14 protein-coding genes are annotated in these 19181 nt (G+C 69.1%); 6 read left to right on the top strand and 8 right to left on the bottom strand.

The genetic code is table 11. The features are described 5' to 3' along the window. Positions 1-12: 12 nt before the first annotated feature. Complete coding sequence (gene hpt / locus NX1_RS06565) at positions 13-570, top strand: hypoxanthine phosphoribosyltransferase (RefSeq protein WP_068055388.1); 558 nt, start codon at positions 13-15, stop codon at positions 568-570. 20 nt (positions 571-590) lie between these two features. Here hpt and NX1_RS06570 read toward each other — a convergent pair whose 3' ends face one another. Genes NX1_RS06570 through NX1_RS06580 form a run of 3 tightly spaced genes read right to left on the bottom strand, consistent with a single transcriptional unit; the run spans position 591 to position 6155 of the window. Next, the gene (locus NX1_RS06570) at positions 591-1298 is read right to left on the bottom strand and encodes a cyclase family protein (protein ID WP_068055391.1); all 708 of its coding nucleotides are present in this window, start codon (positions 1296-1298) and stop codon (positions 591-593) included. Positions 1299-1317: 19 nt separating this feature from the next. After that, a complete protein-coding gene (locus NX1_RS06575; RefSeq protein WP_068055394.1) occupies positions 1318-3501 on the bottom strand; it encodes a serine/threonine protein kinase in 2184 nt (727 codons plus the stop codon). Then, positions 3498-6155 (bottom strand): serine/threonine-protein kinase, encoded by a 2658-nt coding sequence (locus NX1_RS06580; RefSeq protein WP_084501126.1) that lies wholly within the window; start codon positions 6153-6155, stop codon positions 3498-3500. Before NX1_RS06580 ends, NX1_RS06575 begins: the two co-directional genes overlap by 4 nt. Positions 6156-6426: 271 nt before the next feature. Between NX1_RS06580 and NX1_RS06585 the strand changes: the two genes are divergently transcribed. Further along, positions 6427-7812 (top strand): amidase, encoded by a 1386-nt coding sequence (locus NX1_RS06585; protein ID WP_068055396.1) that lies wholly within the window; start codon positions 6427-6429, stop codon positions 7810-7812. Positions 7813-7829: 17 nt separating this feature from the next. On the opposite strand, the gene NX1_RS06590 is transcribed toward NX1_RS06585, so the two are convergent. The 3 genes from NX1_RS06590 to NX1_RS06600 form a co-directional block, all read right to left on the bottom strand. Next, complete coding sequence (locus NX1_RS06590) at positions 7830-8720, bottom strand: LysR family transcriptional regulator (RefSeq protein ID WP_068055398.1); 891 nt, start codon at positions 8718-8720, stop codon at positions 7830-7832. Positions 8721-9199: 479 nt separating this feature from the next. After that, on the bottom strand, positions 9200-10033 hold the full coding sequence (locus NX1_RS06595; RefSeq protein ID WP_068055402.1) for an SDR family oxidoreductase: 834 nt from the start codon (positions 10031-10033) through the stop codon (positions 9200-9202). Then, a complete protein-coding gene (locus tag NX1_RS06600) occupies positions 10030-11637 on the bottom strand; it encodes an aldehyde dehydrogenase family protein (protein WP_068055405.1) in 1608 nt (535 codons plus the stop codon). Before NX1_RS06600 ends, NX1_RS06595 begins: the two co-directional genes overlap by 4 nt. Before the next feature lie 130 nt (positions 11638-11767). Here NX1_RS06600 and NX1_RS06605 point away from each other — a divergent pair, with 130 nt between their 5' ends. After that, positions 11768-13081 carry a PucR family transcriptional regulator gene (locus NX1_RS06605; protein ID WP_245668362.1) on the top strand — a complete coding sequence of 438 codons (1314 nt, stop codon included), beginning with the start codon at positions 11768-11770 and terminating at the stop codon, positions 13079-13081. On the opposite strand, the gene NX1_RS06610 is transcribed toward NX1_RS06605, so the two are convergent. Next, positions 13078-13326 carry a DUF2277 domain-containing protein gene (locus NX1_RS06610; protein WP_068055408.1) on the bottom strand — a complete coding sequence of 83 codons (249 nt, stop codon included), beginning with the start codon at positions 13324-13326 and terminating at the stop codon, positions 13078-13080. The genes NX1_RS06605 and NX1_RS06610 overlap by 4 nt on opposite strands. Before the next feature lie 153 nt (positions 13327-13479). Here NX1_RS06610 and NX1_RS06615 point away from each other — a divergent pair, with 153 nt between their 5' ends. Beyond that, a complete protein-coding gene (locus NX1_RS06615; protein ID WP_068055410.1) occupies positions 13480-14316 on the top strand; it encodes a DUF1266 domain-containing protein in 837 nt (278 codons plus the stop codon). 4 nt (positions 14317-14320) lie between these two features. On the opposite strand, the gene NX1_RS06620 is transcribed toward NX1_RS06615, so the two are convergent. Continuing rightward, positions 14321-15277, bottom strand: a complete 957-nt coding sequence (locus NX1_RS06620; RefSeq protein ID WP_068055413.1) for a hypothetical protein — start codon at positions 15275-15277, stop codon at positions 14321-14323. Positions 15278-15959: 682 nt separating this feature from the next. Between NX1_RS06620 and ftsH the strand changes: the two genes are divergently transcribed. Both ftsH and folE read left to right on the top strand, forming a co-directional pair. Continuing rightward, positions 15960-18365, top strand: coding sequence for an ATP-dependent zinc metalloprotease FtsH (ftsH, locus tag NX1_RS06625; protein ID WP_068055416.1), 2406 nt, complete (start codon positions 15960-15962; stop codon positions 18363-18365). Between the two features lie 124 nt (positions 18366-18489). Next, positions 18490-19122 carry a GTP cyclohydrolase I FolE gene (folE, locus tag NX1_RS06630; protein WP_068055926.1) on the top strand — a complete coding sequence of 211 codons (633 nt, stop codon included), beginning with the start codon at positions 18490-18492 and terminating at the stop codon, positions 19120-19122. Positions 19123-19181: the final 59 nt, after the last annotated feature.

The following is a 19181-nucleotide window of genomic DNA, read 5'->3' on the forward strand; positions in this document are numbered from 1 at the left end:
AAATCAACTGACGTGTACGGGGACGACATCGCGTCGGTGCTGATCACCGAGGAACAGATCGCCGCCAAGACGCAGGAACTGGCGGAGCTGATCGCCAAGCGCTATCCGGCCGACGCACCCGAAGGCGATTTGCTGCTGGTTGGCGTGCTCAAGGGCGCGATCTTCTTCATGACCGATCTGGCCAAGGCACTACCCATCCCGACCCAGATGGAATTCATGGCCGTCTCCTCCTATGGCTCTTCCACCTCCTCCTCGGGCGTGGTGCGGATCATGAAGGACCTGGACAAGGACATCGCGGGCCGCAACGTGCTGATCGTCGAGGACATCATCGACTCCGGCCTGACCCTGTCCTGGCTCAAGCGCAACCTGTCGACTCGCAACCCGGCTTCGCTCGAGGTGGTGACCCTGCTGCGCAAGCCCGACGCGCTGCGCACCCCCGTCGAGGTCGCCCACGTCGGCTTCGACATCCCGAACGAGTTCGTCGTCGGCTACGGCCTCGACTACGCAGAGCGCTACCGCGACCTGCCCTACATCGGCACCTTGGACCCGAAGGTGTACGGCGGTTCCTGAGGCGACGGTTTCCCAGTGAGTCAGGGCAGCAGCGCGAAAATGGTTGCGGGCGAGCCCGATCCGCCACGGTAGAGCGGGCCGCCGACCAGGATCCACACGCCTGTCGCGGGCAGTTCCGCGAGATTCGCCAGGCACTCCAGGCTGATCCGGCGCTCGCGATAGAGCAGCTTGGAGACGGCGTAGGAGTCGTCGGAGCCCAGATCGGGACCGAAGGTGTCGATGCCGAGTGCGCCGCGCCTGCCGAGCCGTCCGGTGTTCAGCAGCCATTCCACCGTCTCCACCGCGAAACCCGGCTGCCGACCGGCTGATTCACCGGCTCCGACGAACTCGGGCCCGCCCCATTTGGCGTCCCATCCGGTCCACGCGATCACGGCCGCGCCGTCCGGGATGCGGCCGTGCCGCGCCTCCCATCGCCGCAGATCGTCCACCGTGACCGCGTAGTCGCGATTCGTCGCGCACTGCTCGCGCACGTCGATTCGCACGGCGGGCAGCAGCAGGTCGTCCGGTTCCAGTTCGTCGGCGGCCAGTCCGTCGGCATGGAAATGGATCGGCGCGCCCCAGTGTGTCCCGGTGTGCTCGCCCTGCTGGATGTATCGCAGGTAGTAGCCGTCGTCGGCCACGGTGGCGACGACCTCGGCGCGGAATTCCGGATCGCCGGGAAAGATCGGCGTCGTCGCCGGATCGTGCACATGCGACAGGCTGACCAGCCTGCCGAACGGTGGCTTCATCGCGCTCCTGGGTGAGTGGCTACAGACCCGGCGCCGTCACCCGCCGCAGCGCGTCCAGATCCCGCTCCATGGCGCGGAACAGCAGGTAGACCACGACGAAGGTGACGATGCTCGCGATGGACATTATCCGCAGCGAGACGATGATCTTGGCCAGGTCGGCTGTGCTCAACAGGGTTGATCCCGCGACCGCGATGAGCGGAATCGACGCGGCGAGCAGCAGATACAAGCCGCTGCGGCGGCGCAGCGCGCGGAGATCCTCGGCCTCGGCCGGTTCGATTCCGCCCTGCCCCAGGAACATCGGGTAAATGCACCGGACGATGTAGAAGTTCGTCAGCAGGAACGGATACGTCATCGCGATGACGCCCGAGACCGTGTGCAGGATCATGAAATGCGTGTAGTCACTGGCCGATACCTGGTCGGTGGTGCCGCGCAGAGCGAGTGGATAGACGAGGCCGGAGAGCAGCCACAGCGTGAAGATGATCAGCGCGGCCCGATCGCCGAGCCGCACGGCCGAGGCGCGCGCCTTGCGCAGCACGTCCTGGTCGTAGCGGACGCCCCTGCGCAGCCCGTGTGGCACCGTGATCAGGTACCTGGCCCAGTAGACCAGCAGCACGGTGCCGATGGCGAAGCCGAGGCCGTTGGTGATCACCGAGTAGATCTCGAACTGACGCTGCGTCTGCGCGGACTGCCTGCTGTGCATCAGCATGTTGTTGTGGTCGATGTTGTAGGCCGAGGCCAGCAGGTTGGGCACCGCGATGGCCAAGCCGACCACCACCACCCGCCAGGCCCGCAACCGGACTCGCCAGCTCCGCTCGGGCGGGTCGACCAGGTCGCGAGCCCGCGGGTCCAGGCACAGATCGAGCTGCTCGGCCAGCACCATGCCGTTCCGCCAGCGCCGCTGCGGATCGGGTTCCAGGCAGGTCAGCAGGACGCGGCGCAGCGCGGGCGGGCAGTCGGCGGGCAGCTGCGCCAGCGCCGCCGCGGGCACCCCCGCTCGTCGTGCCAGGAGTGCGGCCTCGACGGTGGCCGGTTCGTCGGCGAAAGGCCTTGTGCCGGTGAGCAATTCCCACAGCAGGACGCCGAGCGCGTACAGGTCGCTGCGGGTGTCGGGAGCGGGAGCGTCCGGATCCAGCGCGGCGGCGAGTTGTTCGGGGGAGCGGTAGGCCAGCCAATCGCGCAGCGCAGCGGAATCACCCAGCGCCGCAGGGGAATCGGGCGGTGGTGCGGCGCCGTCGCCGGGCGCGAAGTCGGCGAGCTTGGGGATGCCCTCGCTGGTGAACAGCACGTTGGCCGGGTCGATGGCGTGGTGGGCGATACCGTGCCGATCGGCGTAGCCAAGTGCGTCGGCGAGGCGACGGCCGATCCAGGCCACCGTTTCCGGCCAGCTGAGCGTGGCCAGCTCGGCACGCACCAGGGAGTCGGCGGGACGGATCTCGCCCTTCGCCTCGATCGCGGCGTCCAGCGCGCCGAGCAGCAGCGCGCCGCCTGTCTCCGAGCCTGCCGCGCGGCGCCGCAGCAGCAGCTCCGCCGCGGTGCCGCCGGGCAGGTACTGCATGTAGACGAGGGTGCTGATCTCGCCGCCGGAGGTGAGCACCCGCTCATCGAAAACCCGCACGATATGGGGATGATCGAGCTGGACCATCGGTTGCGGGTCCAAGCCGCCCGCCGTGGCCACCCGCACCGCGACCACCCGCTGCATGGACAGCTGCCTGGCCAGGAACACCCGTCCGCCCCGGCCGCGGCCGAGTTCGGTCCGCAGATCGAAGTCGTCGACCCGCTGCCCCGGCGCGAGTGCGGCGGGATCGTGATCGACGCGCACCACCGCCGGGTGACCGTGGTCGCCGGTGAGCCGCTCGCGGACGGCGTCGGCCAGTTCGGGGTACTCGGCGAGGAAGTCCTCCAGCGGAAGCGGGCCTCGGCCGCGCCGGGCGATGAACTCCTCGCACACCAGGTCGACCAGCTCCGGGCTCTGGTCGACCTCGGGAAATTCCCGCTGGTACTCCGCGATGCGCTTCGCGGGTCCGCGGCCGCTCCAGCGCTGCCGCAGGTCGATGCGGACCAGGTCGGCGAGCACCGCGACCCGCACCTCGGTGCCGTCGGGCACGTAGTCGGCCAGGCGTGGCGGCTTCGCGCCCGCACCGCGCAGGCAATGCTGCCAATCGGCCGTGAAGCGGGCCACCGGGTCGATGTGGGCGATGGTCACGGCCGCTCCGCGGCGGCGCGCGGCCGATTGTCGAACCGGCGCGCGCGGTGTTCGGCGTCTTGGTGCGGGCTGGTCTCGCCGCCGGCGACCACCCGCTCCAGCGCGCGCAGGTCCGCCTCGAGGGCGCGGAACAGCAGATACGACCCGACGAAGGCGATGATGGCGCCCGCGCACAGCACGCGCACCGCGAAGATCACCATGGGGATGTCGCCGGGCGGCAGGAAGGTCACCCCGGCCACCGCGAGCAGCGGCACCGAGGCGGCGATCGCCAGGTAGCCGTTGGCCCGGCGATCGAGTCTGCGCAGCCGGCCCGCGTCCTCGGCACTGATGTCACCGTGGCGTAGGAAGATCGGATAGATGCTGCGGATCAGGTAGAAGGTCGCGAGGAAGAACGGATACGACGCCGCGATCGCGCCGCAGACCACCAGCGAGGCCATGAAGTGCACCACGGCGCTGGCGGGAATCCCGCCGGTGGACAGCTGCATCGCGACCGGGAAGGTGAACGCGGCCAGCAGCCACAGCAGGAACGGGATGAACACGGCGATTTCGCCGAGCCGCAGCGTGTCGGTTCTGGCGCGCCGCAAGGTGTCCGGGTCGTAGCGTTTGCCTTTGCGTAGTCCCTTCGTCACGGAGAGCACGTAGCGCGCGGAGTAGATGATCGTGAAGAACCCGATCGGGAAGAACACCGCGTTCACCACACCGGTGATGACCAGGAAGGTGCGCTGAGCTTCCTCGGTCATTCGATCCACGATGAGGTTCTGGTTGTGCTGGATGTTGTAGAGCGAGGCCAGCATGTTCGGCAAGGCGATCGCCACGATCAGCACCGGGATGATGTAGGGCTGTAACCGCTGCCGCCAGCTGCCCGGTTTCGGGTCGACCAGATCGCGCGCGCGTTCGTCCAGGCACAGGTCGAACTGTTTGGCCAGCGTCGCGCCATCGGACCAGCGTTCGCTGCGCTCGGGTCGCAGGCAGGTCAGCAGCACACGGCACAGCGCGGCGGGGCAGTTCTTCGGTACCCGCGCCAGTGCCGCGGCGTCGACACCGACGCTGCGCCGCTCCAGCATGGCCTCCAGCGTGGTGTCGTCGCCGCGGTCGCTCGCGCCGGCGGTGGTGTCGTCGAAAGGCTTGCCGCCGGTGAGCAGTTCCCACAGCACCACGCCGAGCGAGAAGATGTCCGATCGGGTGTCGAGATCGGCGGCGGAACGGTCGCGACCGGGATGACACGCCTCCAGCTGTTCGGGCGACATGTAGGCCAGCGAGCCGCCGAAGTAGGCGACCGGGCTCGTGCCCTCCACATTGCGGCTGAAGCTGATGTTGAAGTCGGCGAGCTTCGGCACGGCCTCGGCGGTGAGCAGCACGTTGGCAGGCTTCACGTCGCGGTGCAACACGCCGTGCGCGGAGGCGTAGTGCAGCGCCTCGGCCAGCCTGCGACCCAGCCAGGCGACGGTCTCCGGCCAGCTCAGTGCGGCGATCTCGGCGCGCACGCTGGAATCGGTCGGGCGGATCTCGCCTTTCTCCTCCATCGCCGCGTCCACCGCGTCGAGCAGCAGCTGGCCGCTGCGTTCCTCCGGCGGTGTGGCGCGCACCCAGCGCAACACGCCGAGCAGCGTGCCGCCGGGCAGGAACTGCATGTAGAGCAGGCGCAACCGCCGCGCGGCTCCGCTCGTTTCGCCCGCGTCGAGCAGCCGCTGGTCGAAGACCCGCACGATGTAGTCGTGGTCGAGCTGGGCCAGAGTCTGCGGCTCGGTGCCGCGGTCGGCGGAGATCTTCACCGCGACGAGCCGCTGCATGGAGCGCTGTCTGGCCAGGAACACGCGGGCGAACGCGCCGCTGCCGAGACCGGTGAGCAGGTCGAAGTCGTCGACGCGCTGGCCGACCTCGATGCGGTCCAGGGGGTCGAGACGACCCGGCCCGGTACCCATCGTGGTGCCGATCGCGGTTGCGGTTCCGGTCAGATCGGCGGTACTTGTCGCTTCCGCCGTGGGGTTCACCCCACTACCACGTGCGGATGTGGTCGTTTGGTTCAGTGCGGTCGCCGCGAGCGCGGTGCGGGTGATGTCGTCGAGTGCGGCGCGAGTGGCGTCGCCGTCGGTGCCGCCCGACTCCTCGGCCCGCACCGTTTCGGAGTCACCCATCGGGGCTCGGCGGGTGCTCTGCTCGACGTCGTCGGCATTCAGCAGATCCCGTAACTCGGCCGCTTGGGACGGATATTCGCGCAGGCATTCCCGCGGGTCGACGCGCTCACCGCTCTGACGGCGGACGACGAATTCCTCGTACACCAAACTGGCCGGTATGTTCTGGGGTTCGAGCTCTGGGAATTCGGTGCAGTATTCGGCCAATCGTTTGCGCCCCGGGGTGGGTGGCGGTGTTTCCGGCCGAGGCGGTCCGGCCGCGGCCTTGCGCAGCCACCGATACCGCATATCCACCCGGATCAGTTCGATCAGCGCCTGGCGGCGCAGGGTGCGTGCGTCGGGGAGGAACGCGCTGATCTCGGGGAGTGGTCCGGGCCCCTCATCTGGGGCGATGACGAGCACGGCGGCCCACGCCGCGGCGAATGCCTCCACCGCGACGAGCTCCGATCGGAGCAACTGGCCGCCGGCCTCGGTGTCGGAAGCCGTGTCCGGGCGGAAATTTCTATCGGAGTCGGCACTCATTCTCGGACCTACTAGCTGGGGCGGATGATCGGGAAATCCGCACTGTCGATCGGTGGTTGTACCGGATAAAATCCGCCACACCCGACGTCATCGTCCCTCGAGCGGTATCGGGAATGATAACTTGCGCCTCAACAGCGGATCACCCGATTTCGACAACGATGCGACGGGGGCGAATCAGCACATGCACAACAAGGCTACGGCGGTAGCGGATGGCTTGGCTGCAATCACTGGAACCGCTAGTACGAAAAAACCGTCCGCCCAGGAGGTACCCATGGGCGAGAGCGAGCGAGGGGGGCCGCATGCGGGCCCCGAAGCGGAGACGCCGCGGGGTCCCGCGGCGGTCATCGCCGCAGGCGTGCGCGATGGTTCGCTGACACCGACCGAGGTCGTCGACGCGGCCATCGAACTCATCGCCACCGAGGACGCGACGACCGGCGCGTTCAGCGTGGTCCGGGCCGAGCGCGCCGTCGCCGAGGCCATCGCGCTGGAGCAGCGCTCGGATCTGGACGTGCTGCCGCTGGCGGGCGTGCCGGTCGCGATCAAGCACAACGTCCCGGTGACGGGCGAAACGGTGCTGTCCGGTTCGGCCGCGACCGACACCGGGCAGGCGACGGCCGACCACCCGGTGGTGCGCAGGCTGCGCGACGCGGGCGCGGTGGTCGTCGGACTGACCACCATGCCGGAGCTCGGGCTCTGGGCGACCACCGACGACGAGCGCCGGATCACCAGGAATCCGTGGGACATCAAGCGCAGCCCCGGCGGATCCTCCGGCGGCGCGGCCGCGGCGGTCGCGGCCGGATTCGTTCCGGTGGCGCACGGCAACGACGGTCTCGGCTCCGTACGCATCCCCGCGGCCTGCTGCGGCGTCTACGGAATCAAGCCGGGCAGGCACACCGTGCCCGCCGACGTCGGGGTCGACTCGTGGGGCGGCATGGTGGAGAACGGCGTGCTCGCGACGACCGTCGGCGACGCCGCGCTCGCGCTCTCGGTCATGGCCGCGCGTCCGGACCTAGCCGACTTGGAACCGCCTGGACGACTACGCATCGCGCTGGCCGTCACACCACCATCCCGGCTGGCCCGCGTCGACCCGCACTGGGCCGCCGCCGCGCGCAAAGCCGCGGCCGTCGCAGCGGCCGCGGGACACCGGGTGGAGACGACCGCGCTGCCCTACGGCGACGCCGTGCTCGCACTGCTGCTCCGCTGGCTGACGGTGGCGCTGCCGGAGGCCGCCACCCTCGCCCATCCAGAACGCTTGCAACCGCGTACTCGCCGTCATCTGGCCATCGGCCGCTTCGTCCAGCGGCTCGGGCTGGTCCGCGCGGCCCAGGTCGACCGCATCGAAGCCAGGCTGCTCGACTTCTTCGAAGACTACGACGTGGTGATCACTCCCACGCTGGCCGCCGCGCCCCCGCGAGCGCGCGCCTGGCACCGCAGAGGCTGGCTCGCCAACGTGCTCAGCGGCTTCCGCTTCTCCCCGTTCACGCCGATCTGGAATCTGGTCGGCTGGCCCGCCGCCTCCGTGCCGATGGGCACGCACCCCGACTCGGGTACGCCGGTCGCCGCGCAGCTGGCCGGTCCGCCCGGCAGCGAAGCCACCGTGCTGCGCCTCTCCGCGCAACTCGAACAACTGCACCCATGGCGGCGCACCGTGCGCTGACGGTGCGCCCGCGAACGTCAGCTTGCCAGCGGCTGCTGCTGCTGGGTGGAGAAGCCGCCTTCGACGGCGCGCGTGGCGAACTCCAGGATGGTCGGACGGGTGTCGTCGGCCCGCCACGCGACCGCGAGCTCGCACGGGGCCAGCCCGGTCAGCGGACGCGCGGTGAGGCCGGGCCAGCGGTACATCGGCACGTTGTTCTCGGCGAGCAGGCAGACGCCGAGACCGAGGCTCACGGCCTCGAGCTTGTCCTCCGGCGTCGCCGCCTCGGCGCCGATCTTGGGCTGGCGGCCGTTGCGCGCGTCGTTGCCGAGCCAGAAGTCGCGCACCGCGCCCGCCTCGGAGGGCAGCGCGATGAACGGCTCGTCGAGCAGGTCGGCGAAGTCGATGGCGTCCTGGTCGGCCAGCGGGTGGTTCTCCGGTAGCAGCACCCAGCGCGGCTCGGTGCGCAGGACTTCCCAGCGGTACCGGTTCGGGTCGGGCAACGGCAGCCAGACCAGGGCCAGGTCGGCCTGGCGACCGGCCAGACCGCTGGACGGGTCGGTCCAGGAGGCGGCGTGCAGTGCCAGCCGGTGGCCGCTGGCGCTCTCCAGGTCGTTGAGGAGCCCGCGGCCGAGCGCGGACTGGATACCGACGCGCAGCACCTCGCCCGCCTCTTGCAGCGAGACGTTGGTGACCTCCCAGAGCTCCAGGATCTTGCGGGCGCCTTCGAGCAGTTCCTTGCCGGCGACGGTCAGCGCGACGCTGCGCTGGTTGCGGTCGAACAGGACCACGTCGAGCTGGCGTTCCAGCTGACGGATCTGACGCGACAGGGTGGGTTGTGCGATATGCAGCCGCTGAGCGGCGTTGGTGAAATGCAGTTCCTCAGCGACGGCGACGAAATACCGCAGGTCGCGCAAGTGCGGGTCCATAGCCCCTTGCTATCAGAATCAGTCCTCAATTTCCAGCGTTATCAGGCCGGAAAGTTTGGATAACGGCACCGAAACAGTCGGCAGGTTTGTTAGGGACAGCATATTGCCTGACGTGGTCATCTGCACCATCGGCTCGGCGAATTTCCGGCACCCGCCTCGGCGTTGTCGCCGCCCGCGTTCATTGGTCGCTTGACCAGCGTTTATGTTACAGATCCGTGATCTGCGCCCTGGGTTGCCGGCCGTACTCCGGCAATCCAGTCATCGAACAGAAACCCTTCGCTGACCGGGTGGATCTTGTTACGCCCGGAAATAGTGATATTGGTCACAATTTGACCGGATCCTTGCATAGAACGAGTGACGGCGGCTGCCACCAGCCCCGCACGTGGTGCGACATTCGGCACACACGACGAAGACGCTGTGATCGGCGGCAAACCGCGATCACAGCGCCTTCTGACGTCCCGATCCGACCCCCGGGGTCGCTACGCGCCCCTGGCGCGCTCCTCGTAGGCCTTGCGCTTCTCGGCGTCCACGTCGTCCAGGAACGCGTGACTCGAGCCGAGCGCCCGCCCGATGCGGTCGCCGACGGCCTCCGGCAGCAGCCCGACGACCTGCGAGATGATCCCGGCCACCGCGGTGACCCTGACCTTGGACCGCGGCGACTCGATCAGCCCGACGATCGCGTCGGCGATCTCCTCCGGCTCGGCGGACCGCAGCAGTTTCGGCCCGGAGACACCGGAGCCGAGTTCGGTGTTGGTCAGCGTCGGCAGCACCGAGGAGAAGCGCACGCCCGTGTCGCGGTACTCCTCGCGGAGGGTGTCGGTGAAGCCGAGTACCGCGTGCTTGCTGGCGTTGTAGGTGGCCAAACCGGGGATGTGCGTCTCGCCCGCGAGCGAGGCGATGTTGACGATGTGCCCGCTGCGGCGCGGCAGCATCCTGGCCAGCGCCAGCTTGGAGCCGAGGATCACGCCGTAGACGTTGATGTCGAGGATGCGGCGGGTGATCCGGTCCGGCTCGTCGACCAGCTTGCCGGTCGGCATGATGCCCGCGTTGTTGATCAGCACGTCGATCGGGCCGAGGGTGCGCTCGACCTCGTCCAGGAAGGACTCGAACGAGTTCGGGTCGGTGACGTCGAGCTTGCCGTACAGCTCGAAGCCGCGCGCGACGCCGGATTCCTTGACGGTGGTCTCGTCGACGTCGCCGATCGCGATCTTGGCGCCGAGCGCCTGCAACGCGGTGGCGGTCGCCAGGCCGATGCCGCGGGCGCCGCCGGTGATGACGACGACTTTGCCTCGGATCTTCGCCGGGTCGGTCACTTGTTGTCTCCCTTGAGCTTCAGCAGTGCGGGGATGTCGATGCGGCGCAGGCCGCGTGCTCCTGCGGCGCGCATGGCGCCGAGCGCGGTGAGCAGCTTGATGTTCTGGTACGGGTACCAGAACAGTTCCTTCTGCTGGGTCGGCAGCATCGGCTTGGTGATCGCCTGCTGACGGCAGTACTTGCGCACGCCGTTCGCGCCGCCCCAGCGCGCGCCGACGCCGGAAAGGCCCCAGCCGCCCATCGGCAGCGCGTAGCTGAACAGGTTGGCGAAGACGTCGTTGATGTTCACCGCGCCCGCGTTCAGCTGCCGCGCGATGCGCTCGCCGCGCTCCTTGTCGCCGGTCCACACCGAGGCCGACAGGCCGTAGACGGAATCGTTGGCCAGCCGGATCGCCTCCGCCTCGTCGGCGACCTTCATCACCGGCAGCGTCGGGCCGAAGGTCTCCTCGGCCACGCACGACATGCTGTGATCCACGTCGACGAGCACCGTCGGCTCGAAGAAGGTGCCCTGGCCGGTGCGTTTGCCGCCGGTGAGTACCTTCGCGCCCGCCGCGACCGCCTCATCGACGTGGCGCTGCACGATGTTCACCTGGTTCTCGTTGGCCAGTGCGCCCACGTCGTGCTTCAGCTCGCGACCGTCGAGGCCTTGGCGCAGCGCCTGCACATTGGCGGTGAGCTTGGCGACGAACTCGTCGTAGACGGGCGCCTCGACGTACACGCGCTCGACCGAGATGCACACCTGGCCCGCGTTGAACATGCCGCCGAAGGCGATGCCGTGCGCGGCGCGATCGAGGTCGGCGTCGGCGAGCACGATGGCCGGATCCTTGCCGCCGAGCTCGAGGCTGTATGGGATCATCCGCTCCACGCACGCCGCCGCGATCTTGCGGCCGGTGGCGGTGGAGCCGGTGAACTGGAGGTAATCGGCGTTGCCGACCACCGCGGCTCCGGTCTCGCCCGCGCCGGTGACCACGGCGAACACCGGCGGCGCGCCGATTTCCGCCCAGCCCCTTGCCAATTCGAGCGCGGACAGCGGGGTGACCTCGGACGGCTTGAGGATCACCGCCGCGCCCGCGGCGAGCGCGGGGATCACATCCATCACCGGCATGGCCAGCGGGAAGTTCCACGGAGTGATCACGCCGACCACCGGGTACGGCCGGTAGACGGTGGTGAGCTTCTTGACCCGGGCCAGCGGGCTGTGCGGCGACGGGTGGTCGTCGGCGAGGAACTTGCTCGCGCGGCGCGCGTAGTAGCCGATGAGGTCGGCGCCGAAGGACGGATCGATGAGTGCGTCGGCGCGCGGCTTGGAGGTCTCCGACTGGAGCACGTCGGCGAGGTGCTCGGTGTTGTCGATCAGCCAGTCCTGGAGTTTCAGCAGCCATTCCTTGCGGCCCTCGGCGCCGATGGCCTCCCACTCCGGCTGGTAGAGCCGCAGTTCGCGGACCTTCGCCGCGACCTCGTCGGCGCTCTGCGCCGGCACCGTGCCGACGATCTGGCCGGTGCCGGGATTGCGCACCTCGATGACGGTCGGTGCTTGCTTCCCGGCGGCGGGTTTGCGCGCGGACGTCTTCTTCGCCGTGCTCGGCGCGGACTCGGTATTGGTCACTGCTGTTCTCCCACTGACGTTGTGTGCGCCGCGGTCGTCCGGCGCTGTGAATCAGCTCACTGAACTATGATCGTGACACAATGGCGGGCGAGTTTCTTGGCCCATCTTGTCAACCGGAACGGGTCGAATTGTGTCGAAAGTACAAAACGCCGAGGGTGTGTCCGGCAGTGCGGGACCGGGCGTCCGCGTCGGGCCGAACAGCGCGGTGGTGCGCGACTGGATGGCCGACTACGTCTACGAGACGATGCGGACCGACACTCTCGAGCAGATCGTCGACCGGCTCGACGGCGTGATCGTCGCGCGCGTGCCGGAACTGGCCGACCGGGACATGAGCCGCGACCTCGCGGCGAGCACTCGCGCGCACGCCAGGACCATGCTGAGCGGATTGACAAGCGACACCTTCGAATTCGCGCTACCGGAGGAGGCGCACGCCTTCGCCCGCACCATCGCCCGCCGCGGCTTCGACCTGCGACTGCTGCTGCGCACCTACCACGCTGGCATGGAGGCGGTGCTCGACTACATGACCGAGGCGGTCGAGCAGCGCGACGTGCCGCAGGAGATCGAGCGCGCCGTCATGCTGCGGCTGTTCGAGCGGTCGACCAAATGGGTCAGCATGTCGGTGGAACTGCTCACCGACACCTATATGGAAGAGCGCGAGCGGGTGCTGCGCGCGGCGCTGAACCGGCGCACCGAGACCGTCCACGCGCTGCTGTCCGGCGAGGACATGGACGCCGACCAGGCCTCGATCCGGCTCGGCTACCGGCTCGGCAGGCAGCATCTCGCCTTCGTGCTGTGGACCGACGACTCCGAACCCGGCGGCGACGGCGAGTCGACGGGGCTGCTCGATCGGGCCGCCGCGCGGGTGGCCGCCGAACTCGGCAGCGCGCTGCTGCTCACGGTGCCCTCCGGTGCCAGCGGGATGTGGGCGTGGGCCGGTCTCGACGACGCGGCGCACGCTGCCGGCCTCGCAGCTCCCGGCAGGCTCGACAAACTGCTCGCCGCCCACGTGTCCGCTCCGGTCCGGATCGCTTTCGGGGTGCCCGCCGCCCGGGCCGAGGGTTTTCGCTCCAGCCACCGGGAAGCGGTCGCCGCGCGGCATGTCGCGGAGCTGGCTCCCGGTGACGGACCGCGCGTCACCGCCTACCGCGATGTGGAGATCGCCTATCTCGCCGGTGCGGACGAGGCCGCCATGCGCGGCCTGATCCATCGAGAGCTGCGCGAGCTCGCCGGCTCCGACGCCAATGCGGTCCGTCTGCGCCGGACGCTGCACGCCTACCTCGTCAGTCACCGCAGCCCGGAGGCCACGGCGAAACTGCTGGGGGTGCACAAGAACACCGTCCGCTACCGAATCCAGCGGATCGAGGAACTGCTCGGCCATCCGATCGAGCAGCGCGGCCTGCCGCTGGAGGTCGCGCTCGCCTGCGCGGCGGCCTACGGGGTCTAGTCCAGCTCGGCGCGCCGGACCGGCGGTTCGGTGGACGGCGCGATCGTGGTGTCCGGTAGCTCCTCCAGCAGCGTCGTCGTCGCCGCCGCGATCGTCGCCACCGCTTTGTCCACGGCCGCTTTGGTGGTGCTGCTGAGGCCGGAAACCCCACCGACCTTGCGCACGTACTGCAGTGCGGCAGCATAGATTTCCTGCTCGGTAGCGGCAGGTTCCAGGCCACGCAGGACGGTGATGCTCTTACACATGCGTGCACATTAGCCCTCCGCCCGCCGCCGCGTCAGGGCAAGAAACAGGCTCGTCGAAAATCCCTCGCGAAGATGCCGCCATCATTTGCAAAGATGCGGACGCGTCTTCGATAAGCAGGGTCGAGAGCGGATCCATGGGGAACAATCGGTGGCATGCCTTCCCGCGGTATACCAACGTTGACGACCTTCCCGTACGAAGAGCTCGACAAGCGGGAAGAGGACCACTGGTCCGGCGCCGCGATATCCGACGACGAGCTGCGCGCGCTCTCGCTCGGCGGTTTCTACTCCGCCCGCTGGGACGCCTTCCACGACGCGCTGCTGCTCGGCCCCGAACGGGAGCATCCGCTCGGCGATCGCAAGGAACTGGCCATCGACACCCTCACCGGCGCGTGGGGCATCACCGACGGCACCGAGGCGCAGGCCTCGATGGAGCAGTTGCTCGACGGGATGCACGCTCCCCTTTACGCGATGGTGCACCCGCTCGTCATGGCCTCGATCAACGCCAGCGAACGCGACCGGTTCGGTGAGCGCGCCGACCGGCATCGCGCGTTCCTGCGCCAGGTCGGCTCGTTCCGCGGCATGGACAACCCGGAGGCGCTGGTCCGGGACTACGACATCTGGTCCCAGGCCATCAAGATCGGCTTCACCGACCACCTGGCCCGCCCGCTACCCAGCGACATCCACGCCTGGGATCTAGCTCGTGTCGTCGCGGTCGCGCGCATGGCGTTCACTGCGGGCTATCTGGAAGCCGACGTGGCATGGGGATACCTCATGCGCGCGCTGCCGCTCGCCCAGCGCAAGTACCGCAACTGGCGGCAGTTCGGCGACGCGTACCTCACCGGCTGGACCTACTGGCAGGCCTGCGAAGACCTCGCCGAACTCAAGAACGGCGGCGTCGACCGGCGCATGGAACTGCTCCGCCTGTGGACCAGGCCGACCAGCCCCTGGCGTCGCATCGCGCTGAACGACAAGGGGCCGGACCAGTCCTGAACGATCAGGGAGTCGCTACGGAATCCGGCAGGGAACGCAGGATTCCCCGGCCGTAGCGCTGGAACTGCCCGTCGTCGACCATGCCGAGCGAGTGCCGCTCGACGAGCAGTTCCCATTCCGAATACAGCTGTGCCACACCGGGATCCGCCGGTCCCGCGGCTCCGTCCGCGGAGTCGCGGCGCACCGCGAAGTTCACCGCGCACGCCACCCGTTCGGTGTCGGCGCGATCGGTGCCGGTAAAGTGCAGGGTGATGTTGCCGTCGTGCACGTCGACGCCCGTCTCGCCGCGTACCGCGCCGATCTCGCCGGGAGTGGCGGGCGCGCCCTCGGTGGACCTGGCCCACAACACCGCCGGGATGGGCAGCTCGTGCGCGTAGCGTTCGCCGGGGCCGATCGAGATGAACAGCAGCCGTCCGGTGGTCACGACGAGCAGGCCGAGACCGGCGCCCGCGGGCGGGTGCGCCGTGGTGACCGCGGTCTCCAGGACGTACTCGTCGGCCGTGACGTAGCGATGCAGCGCCGCGATCGCCGGCTTGGCCTCCCGGCGCGGCGCCATCCTGCGCACCGCGCGATCCACGTCCGCGCGGGTCGGGCCGGTCTTCGACCAGGTCGGCGCGGGCGGGCTCAGATCGGGCGCGGCCACGTCGATTCGCTGCGCGGCCATGATCTGGTCGTTGATCCGCTCCACGATCTCGGCCGCCGCCGGCACGTCGTGCTCGGCGACCAGTACCGGAAGCGGCGTGCGGTCGGCGGGCACTCCGGTGAGCACCGGCGTGGGATAGCGGAGATAGATCTCGATGACGACGGCGTCGTCCGCGCGCCGGCTGAGCCGTACTTTGAGCAGGTCGGTGACCGGCACGTCCAAGACGCACTCGCCCTCGCTGCCAGGTCGCAGAACGATCAGCCGTCCGCGGCCATGGCGCACTATCGCTGTGGGTGTCCGTAGCTCGACTATGTCCATACCCCCTGCGCTCTGGTTCGAGGTGCGGCGTTCCCGCGGCTCTTCGTGCTGGGGCCAGCCGCCTGGCCCATATGTCGCTCGCGCGCCGCTTTCGTCGCTGTCCCGCGGTGCCGCGTGCTCGTCGTTCACGCCGCTGTGTGGTTGTGCGTGCGGTTGTATCGCGCGGCCTTCCCGTTGCCCTTCGGGATTACACAAGCTGCCGCCTCCGTGCCCGTCGTTCACGCCGCTGTGCTGTTTCGTGCGGCTGACGCCGCTGCGTTCTTCGGTGCGGCTGACGCCGCCGTTCAGTGCGGCTCACGCCGCAGTGTTGCTTCGTGGTGCGGTTGTGTATGCGGCGCTTCCGAGGGCATTCGAGGGGTCCGCCTCCGTGCCCGTCGCTAGCGCCGCGATGTTGTGTCGTCGCTCACGATAGGCCGAACATGCCATGATTGTGACCACTCGACGTAAACCGGAGCGGAAACTCGGGAACCACCGTCGTCCTCCGACCGTTTACCTGTCGAACTGCACCAACTGCCGAACTGCGCGATGTATCGAGTAGACCGTACGCGGTAACGTGGCTTGTCCGCATCCGAACCCTCCCGGAATCGGGTAGGACCGGGCGGAATGCAACACGACGCGCCCGACGTTTCGCTAGGCAGAACCCGGAGACACCGGAAAGGACTGGCCGCCCGGCCTACGCTCTATGAACCGCAAGACAGTGTTCCGCACCCTGGCCATAGTCTCGGGCATCCTGCTCGTGATCTATGCGTTCAGCTACTTCGGCAATGACACGCGCGGCTGGAAGAGCGTCGATACGTCCGTAGCGTTGAGCCAGCTGGACGACAAGGGCAACGTCAAGAACGTCCAAATCGACGACCGCGAACAGCAGCTGCGCATCGAGCTGAACAACGGCAACGACGCGACCGATGGCCAGAACAAGATCATCGCGAAGTACCCGGGCGGCAGCGAGACCTCGGCGCAGATCTTCTCCGCCGTGCAGAAGTCGGGCGCGCCCTACAACACCGTGGTGAAGCAGGAGAGCTGGTTCACCCAGATCCTGCTGTTCGTGCTGCCGATGGTGATCCTGCTCGGCCTGTTCATCTTCGTGATGGCCCGCATGCAGGGCGGCGGCCGCGGCGGCATGATGGGCTTCGGCAAATCCAAGGCCAAGCAGCTGTCCAAGGACATGCCGAAGACCACGTTCGCCGACGTGGCCGGCGCGGACGAGGCCGTCGAAGAGCTCTACGAGATCAAGGACTTCCTGCAGAACCCGGTGCGCTACCAGGCGCTCGGCGCGAAGATCCCCAAGGGTGTGCTGCTCTACGGCCCGCCGGGCACCGGTAAGACCCTGCTGGCGCGCGCCGTCGCGGGCGAGGCGGGTGTGCCGTTCTTCACCATCTCCGGCTCGGACTTCGTCGAGATGTTCGTCGGTGTCGGCGCCTCCCGCGTGCGCGACCTGTTCGAGCAGGCCAAGCAGAACAGCCCGTGCATCATCTTCGTCGACGAGATCGACGCGGTCGGCCGCCAGCGCGGCGCGGGCCTCGGCGGCGGTCACGACGAGCGCGAGCAGACGCTGAACCAGCTGCTCGTCGAGATGGACGGCTTCGGCGACCGCACCGGCATCATCCTGATCGCCGCGACCAACCGCCCCGACATCCTCGACCCCGCGCTGCTGCGCCCCGGCCGCTTCGACCGGCAGATCCCGGTGGGCAACCCCGACCTGGCCGGCCGCCGCGCGATCCTGCGGGTGCACTCGCAGGGCAAGCCGATCTCCACCGAGGCCGACCTGGACGGCCTGGCCAAGCGGACCGTCGGCATGTCCGGCGCCGACCTGGCGAACGTCATCAACGAGGCCGCGTTGCTCACCGCGCGTGAGAACGGCGCGGTCATCACCGGTGAGGCGCTGGAGGAATCCGTCGACCGCGTGATCGGCGGCCCGCGTCGCAAGAGCCGCATCATCAGCGAGCACGAGAAGAAGATCACCGCCTACCACGAGGGCGGCCACACACTGGCCGCCTGGGCGATGCCCGACATCGAGCCGGTCTACAAGGTCACCATCCTGGCCCGCGGCCGCACCGGCGGCCACGCCATGACGGTGCCCGAGGACGACAAGGGCCTGATGACCCGCTCGGAGATGATCGCCCGCCTGGTCATGGCGATGGGCGGCCGCGCGGCCGAGGAACTGGTGTTCCACGAGCCGACCACCGGCGCGTCCTCCGACATCGACCAGGCCACCAAGATCGCTCGCGCGATGGTCACCGAGTACGGCATGAGCGCGCGCCTCGGCGCGGTCCGCTACGGCCAGGAGCAGGGCGACCCGTTCCTCGGCCGGTCCATGGGTATGGGCTCGGACTACTCGCACGAGGTCGCCCGCGAGATCGACGAGGAGGTGCGCAACCTCATCGAGGCCGCGCACACCGAGGCGTGGGCGATTCTGAACGAGTACCGCGACGTGCTCGACGAGCTGGCCACCGCGCTGCTGGAGCGCGAGACCCTGCACCGCAAGGATCTCGAGGAGCTCCTCGCCGCGGTGGAGAAGCGCCCGAGGATCACCGCGTTCAACGATTTCGGCGAGCGCGTCCCGTCGGACAAGCCGCCGGTGAAGACGCCGGGCGAGCTGGCCGCCGAACGCGGCGAGTCCTGGCCGCCGGAGCCGGTGCAGCCGTCGCTGGCCGCCGCCACGCAGCGGGAGCCCGTGCCTGCCAACGGTTATCCGCAGGAGGGCCGCCAGCCCGAGCCGCAGTACGGCTATCCGGGCCAGCCCGCGGCGGGCGGCTACGCCGCGCCGCACGCGCCGACCCAGGCGTACCCGCGCCAGGGCGGCACGCACGGCTCGCGTCCGGACTACGGCGCTCCGGCCGGTTGGTCGGCGCCTGGCTGGCCGCCGCGGGAGGAACCGCAGGAGCCCGCCGGGCAGCCGGGTTACGGCGGTTGGGGCGGTCCGGGCGAGTCCCGGCACGGTTACCAGCCGTGGAGCAATCCGCAGCAGGGCTCTTCCGGCCAGGAGCACGGCGGCTACGGCCACGACGGCTACGAGGAGCCGGGTCGTCCCAGCCAGCGCGGTGAGGGCGAGAACCACGAGTGGGATGGACCGAACGGACGGCGCTGAGCGAGCGCCGATTACGCTCGACCATCGGGGTGCCGAGAGATTGCCGGTGCCTGAGATTTTGGAGGTGTCCTCGTTGTCGGCCAACTATCAAGCCGTCGACTCGGCGCTCAACGGTCGCGACGAGATCGAGCGCTACGGATCTGTGCCTGCGCCGACCGAGCCCGAGCTGGTCGCACTGGAGACCGGGCGGCCGTTCGACCAGCAGCGCGCCGAAGCCGCTGTCCGGGAATTGCTGATCGCGATCGGTGAGGACCCGGACCGCCCCGGTCTGATCGAGACGCCCGGGCGAGTCGCCCGGGCCTACCGGGAGACCTTCGCCGGGCTCTACCAGGAGCCGGACGCGGTGCTGAACACCACGTTCGACGAGGGGCATCAGGAGCTCGTGCTGGTACGCGACATTCCGATGTACTCCACCTGCGAACATCACCTGGTGTCGTTCCACGGCGTCGCCCATGTCGGGTACATCCCCGGCGAGCACGGCCGGGTCACCGGACTGTCCAAGCTGGCCAGGCTGGTCGACCTCTACGCCAAGCGCCCGCAGGTGCAGGAGCGGCTGACCAGCCAGATCGCCGACGCCGTCATGCGCAAGCTGGAACCGCGCGGCGCGATCGTCGTGGTCGAGGCCGAGCACCTGTGCATGGCCATGCGCGGCATCCGCAAGCCGGGTGCGAGCACCACCACCTCGGCCGTGCGCGGCCTGCTGCAAACCAGCGCCGCCTCGCGCGCCGAGGCACTCGAACTGATCCTGCGCCGGTGAGGGAGGACGCGGTGTCCGGTCGCACGAACCTCATAGCGCGCGGCGGCCGCCGCTGCGTG

Origin of the sequence: Nocardia xishanensis NBRC 101358 (assembly GCF_001613365.1) — a bacterium.
GTDB lineage: Bacteria > Actinomycetota > Actinomycetes > Mycobacteriales > Mycobacteriaceae > Nocardia > Nocardia xishanensis.

Bases quoted from the DNA above. Each gene is read 5' to 3' on its own strand.
- NX1_RS06585 (WP_068055396.1), top strand. From the start codon at position 6,427: ATGGGCGAGAGCGAGCGAGGGGGGCCGCATGCGGGCCCCGAAGCGGAG.
- ftsH (WP_068055416.1), top strand. From the start codon at position 15,960: ATGAACCGCAAGACAGTGTTCCGCACCCTGGCCATAGTCTCGGGCATC.
- NX1_RS06570 (WP_068055391.1), bottom strand. From the start codon at position 1,298: ATGAAGCCACCGTTCGGCAGGCTGGTCAGCCTGTCGCATGTGCACGAT.
- NX1_RS06615 (WP_068055410.1), top strand. From the start codon at position 13,480: ATGCCTTCCCGCGGTATACCAACGTTGACGACCTTCCCGTACGAAGAG.
- NX1_RS06590 (WP_068055398.1), bottom strand. From the start codon at position 8,720: ATGGACCCGCACTTGCGCGACCTGCGGTATTTCGTCGCCGTCGCTGAG.
- NX1_RS06610 (WP_068055408.1), bottom strand. From the start codon at position 13,326: ATGTGTAAGAGCATCACCGTCCTGCGTGGCCTGGAACCTGCCGCTACC.
- NX1_RS06580 (WP_084501126.1), bottom strand. From the start codon at position 6,155: ATGAGTGCCGACTCCGATAGAAATTTCCGCCCGGACACGGCTTCCGAC.
- NX1_RS06620 (WP_068055413.1), bottom strand. From the start codon at position 15,277: ATGGACATAGTCGAGCTACGGACACCCACAGCGATAGTGCGCCATGGC.